Raw genomic sequence first — 13001 nt, forward strand, 5'->3', positions numbered from 1 at the left:
GCCCGGACAGCAGAGCAACGGACTCATTGTCAGGTATTCGGCGCGGTCTGTGGGGCAGAATGTCCTATGACCCTGATCCTGCGGCAGATCCTCGAACACCCGTTGGTGCGGCGTGCCCAACCGTCGGTGCTGAGCGGCCACGATCACCTCGACCACGCCGTGCGGTGGGTGCATACCGCAGACCTGTATGACATCGCGCCGCTTCTGCGAGGTGACGAGATGCTCTTCACCAACGGGGTCGGGTTGCTCGGTGTCGACGAGAACGCACGACGGTTGTATGTCCGCAGGCTGGCCGAAAGTGGCGTTGCCGGATTGTGTTTCGAAGTGGGCAGGACGTTCGCTGAAGTTCCCGAGGAGATGGTCGACGAGGCTGTCGACGTCGGCTTGCCCATCATCGAACTGCAACCGGCATTGCGGTTCACCGAGGTGGCTGAGGCCGTCAACAGTGAACTCATCGACCGATCCGTGGCGCGCCTTCGTCATGCCGACGAGATATCCCGTGCCCTTTCGGAGGCACTCGCCAGGGGCGCGTCACTGACCGAACTGGTCGAACAGGTCGCGGCCGCGCTCGGCAGCTGGGCCTGCCTCAGCGACTACGCGGGCCGGACCGTCGTCGCCTCCAAAAATCCCCGCCCGGACGACGACGAACCGAGCTCAGAGGCTCCAGTGCTGGTGGAAGGCACTGCGTGGGGCCGATTGACCGCAGGTACCGCGGGCGTACCCGCTCAACTCGTCGATGCGGTGATGGACCGGGCGCCGACAGTGCTGGGCCTGTGCCTGATTCGTGAACAAAAGGACGTGGCCGGCGGCCTGCGCGCCCAGCAGGTGCTCCTTCACCATCTGGTCACCAACGAGCCGACGAACCGCTCCCTCTTGGAGGCGCGGCTCCGCGCGGCGAGCGTCGTGACGTCGGATCATCAGTACGCGTGCATCGCGGTCGACCCGGTCCGGGTGGAGTCGGCCGCTCACCTCGTCGACGTGATCGTGCGACGGGTGGGCCACGGCGTGTTCGGCCTTGTCGACGGTGTCCTGTGCGGCGTCCTGGCCGGTCCCGACGACAATGCAGCGCAGAGGCTCGCACACGTCGTACGCGGTACGGCGCTGGAAAAGCTGTGGACCCAGTCACGGTTGTGCGCGGTGGTCAGCCGCACCGTGCGTGACGTAGCCGAACTGCCCCGGGCGATGTCGGAGACGCGAGCGACGCTGCAGCTCGGCCAGGATCTGCACATCAACGATGCGGTCGTCAGTGTGCAGGCGCTGGCACTGGAGCGATACCTCGCCGCGCACGGAAACCCCGAGTCGACTCGGCAGTTCGTCGAGGAGCAGATAGGCGTGCTCGCAAAGGCGGATTCTGCAAGGAACAGCCAACTTTCGCACACCCTGGAGGTGTTCGTGGGGTGCGGCGGCAGCAAGGCCGAATCCGCAAAACGCCTACACGTGCGACGCCAATCCCTCTACTACCGCCTCGACCAGATCGCGAAACTGCTCGATGTCGACATGGACGACCCCAAACAACTGAGCACGCTGACGGTGGCGATCACGGCAAGCCGGCTGGTGGACGCGGGCAAGTAGCGGGCTTCAGCTGGTCGTCTCCTCGACGACGGCGTGGATGAACCGCATCTTCTCGAGCACCGCAGGCGGGAGCACGAACGGGTACAGGTCCGGCTTGCCCATCGACCGGTTGATCATGTTCAGCGACCACGACAGCGGCAGCCACATGTCGATGATCTGGTCGAAGCCGCTGGGGCCGAGTACTTTTCGCTCGAATGTCGCCGCCGCCGGCGCGATGCTGAAGGCCGCCGCGGTGTCCAGGGTGTCGCGGATGTGCAGGTAATGCGCAAAGGTTTCCGCCCAGTCTTCTGCGGGATGCATGGTGGCATAGGACGATACGTATTTTTCTTTCCAGTCGACCGGTGGCCCGTTCTGGTAGTGCTTGTCCAGGGCGGCCTGATAGTCGGCCTCGGCATCGCCGTACAGCTCACCAAACCGTTCCCGACGTTCCTGCGACGTGCTCACCAGACGGTAGTAGTAATAGTGGCCGATCTCGTGCCGGAAATGTCCGAGCAGCGTGCGATACGGCTCATCCATCGCGATTCGCAGTCGTTCACGATGCACGTCGTCGCCCTCGGCGAGGTCCAGCGTGATGACACCATTTTGATGACCGGTGAAAACCTTCTCGTGCTCGCTGGAGAGCAGGTCGAACGCCAGCCCGAAGTCCGGGTCCTCGTCTCGCCCGATGATCGGCAGCTTGAGCTCGAACAGCTCGGTGATCAACCGCCGCTTGGCCTTCTCGGACTCGGCGAACGCGGCGAGCGCCTTGACGTCGGAGTCGCTCGGCCTGGTGCGGGTCAGCACACACGACCTGCAGAGCCTTCTGACCGGGTTCTTCTCCACCAGCCAGTTGCATTCGGCGAGATGCAGATTCGCGCACAGCTCGTATTTGTCGGAGTCGACGAAGCCGGGTTGCGAGCTCTCCTCCCCCGACGTGATGACCAACAGTGCCATGTCGTCCAGCGAGAAGCCCAGCGAGCTGTGACAGGACAGGCACAAAGAATTCTCGAACGCCAGGTGCTGGCCGCACTTCGGACAGATGAAGTCACGCATGAAGCACTTCCCCCTCGAACGGCGCCACGTCGACCGATACGTCGATGACGCTGCTCTCGGAGTCGGTGTAGATGATGCCGCGCAGTGGCGGCACATCAGCATAATCACGGCCCCAGCCCACGACGATGTAGCGCTCGTCCACCATCTGATCGTTGGTCGGGTCCAGTCCCAGCCACTGGTTCTGCGGCGTCCACACCGATGCCCACGCGTGGGTGGCGTCGATACCGACCATCCGCTCCTTGCCCGGCGGCGGATCGGTGGCCAGGTAGCCGGAAACATAGCTTGCGGCAAGGCCATTGGCGCGCAGGCAGGCGATCGCCAACCGGGCGAAGTCCTGGCAGACGCCTTCCCCTGCGGCCAGCACGTCGTTGACGCCGGTGGATACCGTCGTCGATCCGCGGCGGTAGGTGAAGTCGCGGTGGATTCGGGAGGAAAGGTCCTTGCACACCTCGATCAGCGGCCGGCCCGCCGCGAAGCTCGGCGCAGCGTAAGCCCTTACCTCGTCGGTGATCTCCGGTGGCTGCAGGTCGAGGGTGAATTCGGTGGCCAACGCACCGTCCGGGCCGACCGGGCGCGCAATTTCCCACGGCGCGGCAGCGGATCCGGCACCGTACAATTCCCGGGCCGGCGGATCCACCTCGACGACCGAATCGCTGGTGACCGACAGCCTGCGATGCCGCTCGGTGACGTGGAAGTACGAACTCAGGTTTCCGTAGGCGTCCCTGCTCGTGGAACTGTCCGCCGGTTCGGGATCGATGTGCAGCGAGTGTGAGAGACAGCGCTGCGCGGCGGTCTCGCGCGGCGTGAGGAAGCCGCGACCGTAGGAGCTCGTCACGACGTCGGAATACCCGTAAATCGTGCTGTGAGTCACCTGGTATCGCCGGGTCGGTCTGTCTGCAGAACTCACGGCATCTCCCGCCGCTCGTCGGGTCCCCACAACGGCTGCATGCCGCCGGGAAGCGACAGATGCGTCGCGGTGATGATGCGGGACAGTTCGCGCAAGTCGGCGTGCAGACCGTTGAGTAGATCGGCCAGTTCCTCGCGGCGGCCGGCGGCGGTGGCGTCCTCGAGGTCGGCGGGATCGATTCGACGCAGCCGTGTGCCGATCTCGTCGACCAGTCGCTCCGGCCGCGACGAGCCCGACGACCCGGGCAGCGCCTTGAGGTCGGCGCGCAGCCGCTCGAACTGGTAGACCAGCGACCGCGGGTTCTCGGCGTCGAGCAACACCAGATCCGCTACGGCGACAATGTTGACCGCGCCGAGGTTGCGTCGGCGGTAGATGACCGACGACTCGCAGGCCACCAACGCCGATTCGGTGACGGTCTGCTCGGCGCCCCGGCTGCGCACCGTCGTCAGTGTCGCGCTGAGAAGCGCGGTCACCGCAAGACCGCGTTCGATGCGCTTGCCGATGTCCAACATCGTCCAGCCGACGTCCTGCACCATCGACTCGCCGACCATCCCGCACAGCGCCAGCATCCCCGACAGGGTTTCGCGGTGCGCCTTGACCAGGTAGGCCTCGCCCTCGGTGTGCGACTCCGGCAACGACCGGCCGCGGTGCAGCACCGCCCGTTCGACGGCCGCCAACACCATCCACGTGTCGTTGGACATCTGGTCGCGAATTGCCCGCGCCGCCAACCCGAGTCGCTCCACCGACTGTGCCAGCGCGCCGGGACGGTGCCGGTCGGCGGTCAGCGACCACAGCGTCGTCGGCGCGGTCGCGATCATCTCGTGCGAGTCGCCGTCCGCGCCGGTGTCGGTTCCGCTTATCCGCCCCAACGCGGCCAGTAGAACCGGTACGCACTCGCTGCCCTGCATGTCCTGCCGGTAGCGGTACTCGTGATATCGCTCGCGGGTGACGATCAACAACCTGGCGGTGTTCTCCGCACGTTCGGCGTATCGCCCCATCCAGAACATATCCGACAGCACACGCGGTGAGCTGACCGCGCGCGTCGGGCTAGGTGTTATCGCGGGCAGCTCGACAGGCGGCGACGTCAGGATCCGCTCCGCCGTGACCCGCGTCGGACTGCGGACCCAGATATCCTTGGCTGCAATGGTTTTCATTGCATATCCGGCGTTTCCCGGCATCAGTAGATAACCCAGGCCACCGATCATCGGGGCGTAGCCGCCCCGCTGTGCCACTGTGAACAGCCGCATGCCGACGCTGGCCGAAGACAGACCGCCCGGTTGGAAATCGGTGGGAGCCAGTGAGAACTGCGGCAGGTCCTGGCCGATCCACTGCCACGGGGTGGCCTCGATGCGGACACCGAGTTCTTTGCGTTGCTTGGCCGTCAGTGCGGGTCCGACGATCGCCTCGTCGCCGTTCACCGGTCTGATCAACAACGAACCCAGCCTGCTGAGCAAGTGCGAGCGCTCGGTATTGATGCCGCCCCAGTACACCGGCGCCGTCTCGAGCAGCGGCGTCTCGCCGAGCAGCGTCTCGGCCAGATCGGGTAGAAAGCGAAGCAGCCCAGGGCTTTCCAGGATGCCACTGCCGAGTGTGTTGACAACCGTCACCGCTCCCCTACGCAGCACCTCGACCAGCCCCACCACGCCAAGGCGCGAATCGGCGCGCAGATCAAGCGGATCGACGTACTCGGCGTCCACCCGGCGCAGAACGACGTCGACCCGCTTGAGCGTGCCCAGCGATCGCATCCACAGCTTTCCGTCCCGCACAACCAGATCGGCGCTCTCCACCAGTGGAAAACCCAGCACGCTCGCCAGATAGGCCTGGTCGAAGGAGGTCTCGGAATGGATACCCGGGCTGAGCACCACCACCACCGGCTCCTCGGCAGATTCCGGCGCCGCGTCGATCAGCGCCAGCCGCAGCGCCTGCGCCCACGGCGAGGCGGGACGCGGCCCGATCCGCTCGTACAGATCGGGGACGGCGTGTGCGACGACGCGCCGGTCGGCCAGTGCGTAGCCGGCCCCGGACGGCGCCTGGGTCCAGTCGGCGTTGACCCGGAACACGCCGTCTGCGGCGCGGCTGATGTCGCAGGCATGCATGAACAGCTGGTGCCTGCCAGGCACCTCGATTCCCCGTGCCGCGCGGATATAGCCGGGATGGGCGAACAGCAACTGCGGGGGCAACACGCCCCCGGTCACCGAACGTCGTTCGCCGTACAGATCGGCCAGCACCGCGTCGAGCAGCCTCGAGCGCTGCACCAAGCCGGACTCCAGGGTGTTCCAGTCGGAGGCCGAGATGACCAGCGGCAGCGCATCGAGATGCCACGGACCCGGCGCGGGGCCCCCGTCGCCGTTGGTGACCGCTTCACCGTTCGTATCGAGCTGGACGTAGGTGATGCCGTCGTTGTCCACCAGGCTGCCCACCACGGCGCGCAGCTGCTCCAACCCGCTGCGGCCGCGCTCACCGACACACTCGGCCAACTCGAGCCAGGATGGTCGGACATCGCCTGCCGCATCGACGAATTCGTCGTATCGGTTGAGGGCGCCGCCGCGCGGATCGAACAGCGCCTGCTGGGCCCGCGCCGTGCGGTAGCCGGCCAGCAGGTTGTCGATGTCGTGCGGTTTCGCAGCGGGACGTGCCATCAGTGCAGAACGGTACGCATGCGGCGCAGATCCAGGATGCCTGGCGCACCTACGTCGGAGAAGTTCCAGACCCACTCTGCGACGAGAGCACCCGGTCCTGAGCCCTCGCCGTCCTCGTCGACGGGCCGAAGGTACGGCTTGAGGTCTTCGGCCAGCGCCTTGGGATATTCGAACCCGACACGCTCGGCCCAGTCCTCGATGAAGAAGTCGATCGGGGTCCGCGAATGCGGCGCCGGGCGCAGGCGGACCACATGGGGGTGCACCTCGACCAGCCGGTCGAACGTGTAGCTGGTGCGATGCTCCAGCGCCACCTTGATTCCCATCCGCTGATCCCATCACACCGGGAGAAACCCTGCACCGCGCGAGATCAGCCCACCGGGTGCCAATGGCGTCGGTCGGCGATCCCTCGAGCCCACAGCACCAGCACCGCGGCGAGAACGATTCCGAGAAGATTGACTGCCAGTTGCACGGCGGACTTGATGGCGATGTCCCAATCGCCCACCGTCGCGGCGACAACGGCGAAACCCGCTGCTGGCACCGTCGTCACCGAGATGAAGACGCCGACGAGGGCGGCCGACTTGGCCGACACCAGGGACAGCATCCCGGCCGCACCGGCGAACAGCGCGACGACGAAAGAGAGCGGACCCACCTGAAAGATGAAGTCGACTTCGTTCAGTTCGCGGGTGCTCGTCAGGTCGATCCAGCCGACCGCCTCACCCGCGAGCACGCCGAGGGCGGTGACCAGCATGGCGACCGGGAACCCGACCAGCAATGCGAGCGCCGCGCGGCGGGCCAGGTACGTCTTGCGTCGCACCAGCGCGACCGCCAATGCCGCCAGCGGTCCGAATTCCGGCCCAACCACCATCGCGCCGACCACCGTCACGGGCGAGTCGGTGACGACGCCGACGGCGGCGATCAGGCACGCCAGACACAGGAACGCGAGGAAAGTGACGTTGAGCGTGGACTCCTCGCGCGTCCGCCCGGCCAGTTCGTCCCAGACCACCGCGTCGGCGGGGTCGCCTGCAGCCTTCTCCTCAGCGCGGTAGGCGCGCGTCGACAAGACCGTGTCGATGACGTCCAGCGTGATCGCCCCGCGCTCTTTGACGCCGAGCGCCTTCAGCGCGTTCACCACCTCGTTGGCGGATTCGCGGGCGATGTCGGCGGTGATCTCGTCGCCCACCGGGTCCCGGGCCGCGTCAGGGTGCACCACCAGATGGGCGACGCCGGGATTGTCGGCCAGGGCATCGACCACCTCATCCCGCAATTCGGTAGGTGCGATGACGCGTAAGTGCAGCATTGTCGGCAGAGTAGTGACCCGTCGACGCCTGCTGCTCTACTGTCACCTGTGTTGCCGAGTTAGTCCTGGAGGGGGATTCACATATGAAGCGCCGGTTCCTCGTCGCAGCCGCAGTTCTCGCCGCAGCCGTCGCGGGCTGCTCGAGCCCTCCCGCCGCACTCGGCAACCATGACGCCAAGGTGATGATCAACGGCAAGGCCACCAACGCGATGCAGCCCGTCACCTGCAATCAGACCGGGCAGGCCTGGACGATCAAGACCGTCGACAAGGATCCCGGGTTCACGGCGACGATCGAACTGGGCGACGAAGTGAAAGCGCAGACGGTCGAGATCCGCAACCTGGGCAATTTCACCGGCACCTACTGGGACGACAATCTCGGCAAGGCCCAGGCGAAGGTATCTCCGGGCAAGTTCAGCATCAGCGGTGAGGCGCAGGGGGCGTTCGCCGACAAACCCAACCAGAGCGCCACGGCGACGTTCGACATCACCACCACCTGCTGACCGGTGGCGTCCTGGAAGGACGTGGGCGCAGGCACCGAAGACGCTGGTCAAGCGCTACCTCGCGGGCTAGCCGCTTTTCCTGGCCACCCGCACCCCGAGTTCGCTAGCAGACACTTTGTGGCCCTTCGTGCAGCGGATCTCGACAGCGGCATCTGCCCCGCAATCTTGGTGAAACAGCCGCAGCGGCGAACGATTCGGCAAATGGCGGCGTCCCCACTCGAACATCGCCCAGACGACGGGCATGAACTCGACACCCGACGGCGTCAGCACATATTCGTCTCGGGCGCGCTGGCCGGGCTCGCGGTAGGGCCGCCGGGTGAGCAGTCCCGCATCCACCAACTCGTTCAGCCGAGCCGACGCCGCCGCCCGTGTGATGCCGACCCGCGCGCAGAAGTCGTCGAAGCGGGTGGTGCCGTAGTAGGCCTCCCGCAGAATCAGCACCGCCGACTTGGTGCCCAGTAGCGCCATCGTCTTCTCAATAGGGCACTCGCCCACCGCAGACCACGCATCTCGATCGGCGAGCTTGCCGTGCAGAACCGTCATGGAATTCACCCCACCTCTGAGTTGTTCTAAGTATACCCAGGTGGTATAGCTGGGTATAGCAAGCTTTACTCAGCGTGGAGTCACAGGAGGCAGAAATGGCCGGATATGTAGGTCGCGACGCAGTCATCGTCGGAGCGGTCCGGACCCCAATCGGAAAGGGCAAGGCCAGCGGCGCGCTGCATGACGTGTTGTCGGTCGACCTTCTGGCGCACAGCCTTTCCGAACTCGTGGCGCGCACAGGCGTCAACCCCGCCGACATCGACGACGTGATCGCGGGCGCCGTCACACAGGTCGGCGACCAAGCCGTCAACATCGCCCGCAATGCGTTGCTGGGCGCCGGATTCCCCGAGTCGGTGCCGGGCACGACCGTGGATCGTCAGTGCGGTAGCAGCCAGCAGGCGATCAGCTTCGCCGCGCAGGGAGTCATCTCCGGCGCCTACGACATGGTAGTCGCCGCAGGTGTCGAGTCGATGGGCCGGGTGCCAATGGGCTCGAGCGTGTTGCCGGGCAGCGACCCGTTCGGCGCGATGGCCCAGCGCTACCCCGACGGCCTTGTCCCGCAAGGCATCAGCGCCGAGCTGATCGCCGCCAAGTGGGGCTTCTCGCGACAGCAACTCGACGAGTTTTCGGCGGGAAGCCACGAAAAAGCCGCCACTGCAACCAAAGAGGGCCGTTTCGACAATGAGCTGGCGCCGATCGCCGGGCTGACGACCGACGAGATCATCCGTCCGGGGACGACCGTCGAGTCGCTGGCAGGCCTCAAACCCGCGTTCTACAACCCAGCCTACGAGGCACGCTTCCCACAGATCACGTGGGAGATCACCGCAGGCAACTCGTCGCCGCTGTCGGACGGCAGCGCAGCGGTGCTCATCACCACCTCGGAGGTCGCCAAGCGCCTCGGGCTGCGGCCGCTGGCCCGCATCCACACCGCCACGGTCGTCGGATCGGACCCGCTGTACATGCTGACGGGCGTCATCCCTGCCACCGAAAAGGTGTTGCACCGAGCCGGTCTCAGCCTGTCCGACATCGACCTGTTCGAGGTCAACGAGGCGTTCGCGCCCGTCGTGTTGGCGTGGGCTCATGACACCGGTGCAGACCTGGCGAAGACGAACGTCAACGGTGGTGCGATCGCCATCGGGCACCCGCTCGGCGCCAGCGGCGCACGAATCATGACCACGATGGTCAACGCCCTGGAGCAGCGCGGCGGTCGCTACGCACTGCAGACGATGTGCGAAGCCGGCGGCATGGCCAACGCCACCATCATCGAACGCTTGTAACCCATGAACCGAGGGCCGGGCCGCGGTGGTGCCTTCCGCGGTCCGGCTTCTCGTATCAGACCTTCTGGAGCTCGAACAGCGGGATGACGCGCGACGTCTTCGACTGGTATTCGCCGAAACCCGGTGCCGTCGCGACGACCTTCTCGAACGTCTCGTCGCGTTCGGTCCTCGGGAGCTCGCGGCCGGTGACGTCGTAGGCGTCAGTACCGACCTCGATGTGCGCACGCGGGTTGGCCCGCAGATTGTGCACCCAGTCGGGGTTGGTGTCGGCGCCCGCCTTCGAGCCGATGATGATCATCTTGCCGTCGATGGTGAGGTAGGCCAACGGCGCCAGCCGGGGCTGGCCCGACTTGGCGCCGGTCGTGGTCAGCAACAGCAGGTCGGCGCCTGCGAACTGACCGCCCACCGTGCCGCCGTTCGCGCGGAACTCGTCGATCAGGTTCTTGTTGAACGCCTTCATCGCGTCAGCGTCAGGGATGTCTGTCATGCCTTGTCCAGCTTCTCGGGCTTGGCATCTATTCCGGATTCCTTGCGCTGCTGCGCCGTGATCGGCGCGGGCGCGCCGGTCAGCGGGTCGACGCCGCCGCCGGACTTCGGGAACGCGATCACCTCGCGGATCGAGTCGTAGCCGCCGAGCAGCGCGGTGATCCGGTCCCACCCGAACGCGATACCCCCGTGCGGCGGCGCACCGAAAGCGAAGGCGTCCAAGAGAAATCCGAACTTCTCCTGTGCCTCGTCGTGGCCGATGCCCATCATCGCGAACACCCGCTCCTGCACGTCGCGGTTGTGGATACGGATCGATCCGCCGCCGATCTCGTTGCCGTTCAGGACGATGTCGTAGGCGTTCGCCAGCGCGGAGCCAGGGTCGGTGTCGAACGTCGCCTCGGACTCCGGCTTGGGTGAGGTGAACGCATGGTGCACCGCCGTCCACGCCCCCGAACCCACGGCCACGTCACCGGAGGCGGTCGCCTCGTCGGCAGGCTCGAACAGCGGCCAGTCCACGATCCAGACGAACTCCCATGCGGCGGGGTCGATCAGGTCCAGACGTTTGGCGATCTCGATGCGCGTCGCGCCGAGCAGCGCGCGGGCCGACTTGGCGGTACCCGCCGCGAAGAAGATGCAGTCCCCCGGTGCGGCGCCGACGTGGGCGGCCAGACCGTCGCGTTCGGCGTCGGTGAGGTTCTTGGCGACGGGCCCGCCGAGCGTGCCGTCCTCGCCGACGAGCACATAGGCCAGCCCCCTGTGCCCGCGCTGCTTGGCGAACTCCTGCCAGCCGTCCAGCGTGCGACGCGGCTGCGACGCACCGCCGGCCATCACCACCGCGCCGACGTGGGGCGCCTGGAAAACCCGGAACGGCGTTTGAGCGAAAAACTCTGTGCAGTCGACGAGTTCGACACCGAAACGCAGATCAGGCTTGTCGGATCCAAACCGTCGCATCGCCTCCGTGTAGGTCATCCGCGGGATGGGCGTCGGCAGGTCGTGACCGATCAATGCCCAGATCGCGGCGAGCACCTCCTCGGAAACGGCCATTACGTCGTCGGCGTCGACGAAGCTCATCTCCATGTCGAGTTGGGTGAATTCGGGCTGACGGTCGGCGCGGAAGTCTTCATCGCGGTAACAGCGCGCGATCTGGTAATAGCGCTCCATGCCTGCGACCATCAGCAGTTGCTTGAACAGTTGCGGGCTCTGCGGCAGCGCGTAGAACGACCCTGGCTGCAGTCGGGCGGGCACCAGGAAGTCGCGCGCGCCCTCGGGCGTCGACCGCGTCATCGTCGGTGTCTCGATTTCGACGAAGTCATGGCTCGCCAAGACACCGCGCGCAGCGGCATTGACCTTGGACCGCAAGCGCATCGCGGTGGCGGGGCCCTCGCGCCGCAGATCCAGATAGCGGTATTTCAGCCGCGCCTCCTCGCCTGCGACCTCGTCGAGCTGGAACGGCAGCGGCGCGCTTTCCCCGAGCACGGTCAGCGACGTGGCGTTGACCTCGATCTCGCCGGTGGCGATCTCGGCGTTGGCGTTGCCCTCGGGCCGCACCTCGACGACACCTTCGACGGCAATACAGAATTCGGCGCGCAGCCGGTGCGCGGCCGCCAGAACATCTGCGTCGCGGAACACCACCTGCGACACCCCGGAAGCATCACGCAGGTCGATGAAGATCACGCCGCCGTGATCGCGGCGGCGCGCAACCCAGCCGGCCAACGTCACCTGCTGACCGGCATCGGTGGCGCGTAACGAACCGGCGGCATGGCTGCGCAGCACGAAAAATCTCCCTGGGAATGGCCTGACAAGACGACTGCCACAGTGTAGAGGCAGCGAATCCGCCGGTAGCTTGGCCTGATGGGTACCTCCGTCGCGGTCGTCGGCCCCGGCGCCATCGGTTTGACAATGGCCGCGCTGCTGCACGCCGCGGGCCATCAGGTGCTGCTCTGCGGTCACACGCCGCGCGACCACATCGAGGTCAGGCCCGACGACAGGAATCCGATCGTGGTGCCGGGGCCCGTGCTCACCGACCCCGCCGACGTCGACGGCCCCGTCGACACCGTTCTGCTGGCGGTAAAGGACACCCAGAATCAGAGTGCATCGGGGTGGTTGGCGAAGCTCTGCGACCAACGAACCGTGGTTTGCGCCCTGCAGAACGGCGTCGAACAGGTCGAACGGGTGGGTCCGCTGTGCCCGTCATCGGAAGTGGTTCCCGCGGTCGTCTGGTTCTCCGCCGAACCGCACCCCGAAGGATGGATTCGCCTGCGCACCGGTGTCCGACTGGTGCTGCCCGAGACGGCAGGCGCGCGGAGAATCGCGGAACTCCTGCGCGACACCGATGTCACCGTCGAACTCGACCCCGACTTCGTCACCGCGGCGTGGCGCAAGCTCCTGGTGAACGCGCTGGCCGACCTGATGGTGCTGACCGGACGCCGGTCTGGCATGTTCCGTCGCGACGACGTCGCCGCGCTGTCACGCCGATATCTGGCCGAGTGCCTGGCCGTCGCGCGTGCAGAGGGCGCCACCTTCGGTGACGACATCGTCGACGAGGTCGTCGGCATGTTCGCGAAGGCACCCGAGGACATGACGACCTCGATGCTCACCGACCGCGAGGCGCACCGGCCGCTGGAGTGGGACATCCGCAACGGGGTGATCTCCCGCAAGGGAGCCGGCCACGGACTGGCCACTCCGATCAGCGACGGCCTCGTCGCGTTATTGGCCGCGGCGAGCGACGGACCTGGTTAGAGTGCAGAC

Annotated in this window: 11 protein-coding genes and 1 pseudogene; 4 read left to right on the forward strand and 8 right to left on the reverse strand. The window is 66.4% G+C overall.

The annotated features are described in order from the left end of the window. Positions 1-66: 66 nt before the first annotated feature. Entirely contained in the window at positions 67-1572 is a 1506-nt protein-coding gene (locus QOJ24_RS20870) for a PucR family transcriptional regulator (protein ID WP_526264704.1), read from the forward strand. Positions 1573-1578: 6 nt separating this feature from the next. Here QOJ24_RS20870 and QOJ24_RS20875 read toward each other — a convergent pair whose 3' ends face one another. The 5 genes and pseudogenes from QOJ24_RS20875 to QOJ24_RS20895 all read right to left on the reverse strand — a co-directional run bounded on the left by QOJ24_RS20875 (position 1579) and on the right by QOJ24_RS20895 (position 7447). Further along, positions 1579-2604: a zinc-binding metallopeptidase family protein gene (locus tag QOJ24_RS20875; protein WP_526264706.1), complete on the reverse strand. Its 1026-nt coding sequence runs from the start codon at positions 2602-2604 to the stop codon at positions 1579-1581. Beyond that, complete coding sequence (locus QOJ24_RS20880; RefSeq protein ID WP_526264708.1) at positions 2597-3511, reverse strand: transglutaminase-like domain-containing protein; 915 nt, start codon at positions 3509-3511, stop codon at positions 2597-2599. The genes QOJ24_RS20875 and QOJ24_RS20880 overlap by 8 nt, the downstream gene beginning before the upstream one ends. After that, entirely contained in the window at positions 3508-6150 is a 2643-nt protein-coding gene (locus tag QOJ24_RS20885; protein WP_526264710.1) for a circularly permuted type 2 ATP-grasp protein, read from the reverse strand. The genes QOJ24_RS20880 and QOJ24_RS20885 overlap by 4 nt, the downstream gene beginning before the upstream one ends. 38 nt (positions 6151-6188) lie before the next feature. Then, positions 6189-6473 (reverse strand): annotated as a pseudogene (locus tag QOJ24_RS20890) (transglutaminase N-terminal domain-containing protein); the annotation flags it as partial. A gap of 44 nt (positions 6474-6517) precedes the next feature. Continuing rightward, on the reverse strand, positions 6518-7447 hold the full coding sequence (locus QOJ24_RS20895) for a DUF389 domain-containing protein (RefSeq protein WP_526264712.1): 930 nt from the start codon (positions 7445-7447) through the stop codon (positions 6518-6520). Positions 7448-7530: 83 nt separating this feature from the next. Here QOJ24_RS20895 and QOJ24_RS20900 point away from each other — a divergent pair, with 83 nt between their 5' ends. Beyond that, positions 7531-7947 carry a lipoprotein LpqH gene (locus QOJ24_RS20900; protein WP_526264714.1) on the forward strand — a complete coding sequence of 139 codons (417 nt, stop codon included), beginning with the start codon at positions 7531-7533 and terminating at the stop codon, positions 7945-7947. A gap of 66 nt (positions 7948-8013) precedes the next feature. Here QOJ24_RS20900 and QOJ24_RS20905 read toward each other — a convergent pair whose 3' ends face one another. After that, positions 8014-8490, reverse strand: coding sequence for a winged helix-turn-helix transcriptional regulator (locus QOJ24_RS20905; RefSeq protein WP_526264716.1), 477 nt, complete (start codon positions 8488-8490; stop codon positions 8014-8016). Between the two features lie 95 nt (positions 8491-8585). Here QOJ24_RS20905 and QOJ24_RS20910 point away from each other — a divergent pair, with 95 nt between their 5' ends. Next, positions 8586-9767 (forward strand): thiolase family protein, encoded by a 1182-nt coding sequence (locus QOJ24_RS20910; RefSeq protein WP_526264718.1) that lies wholly within the window; start codon positions 8586-8588, stop codon positions 9765-9767. A 55-nt stretch (positions 9768-9822) separates the two neighbouring features. On the opposite strand, the gene QOJ24_RS20915 is transcribed toward QOJ24_RS20910, so the two are convergent. Together QOJ24_RS20915 and aspS are read right to left on the reverse strand one after the other, a co-directional pair. Beyond that, on the reverse strand, positions 9823-10254 hold the full coding sequence (locus QOJ24_RS20915; RefSeq protein ID WP_526264720.1) for a nitroreductase family deazaflavin-dependent oxidoreductase: 432 nt from the start codon (positions 10252-10254) through the stop codon (positions 9823-9825). Then, positions 10251-12026 carry an aspartate--tRNA ligase gene (gene aspS, locus QOJ24_RS20920; protein WP_526264722.1) on the reverse strand — a complete coding sequence of 592 codons (1776 nt, stop codon included), beginning with the start codon at positions 12024-12026 and terminating at the stop codon, positions 10251-10253. Before aspS ends, QOJ24_RS20915 begins: the two co-directional genes overlap by 4 nt. Positions 12027-12104: 78 nt before the next feature. Here aspS and QOJ24_RS20925 point away from each other — a divergent pair, with 78 nt between their 5' ends. Next, a complete protein-coding gene (locus tag QOJ24_RS20925) occupies positions 12105-12992 on the forward strand; it encodes an oxidoreductase (RefSeq protein WP_526264724.1) in 888 nt (295 codons plus the stop codon). Positions 12993-13001 lie beyond the last annotated feature (9 nt).

Source organism: Mycobacterium sp. (assembly GCF_032159775.1).
In the GTDB taxonomy this organism is placed as follows: Bacteria; Actinomycetota; Actinomycetes; order Mycobacteriales; family Mycobacteriaceae; genus Mycobacterium.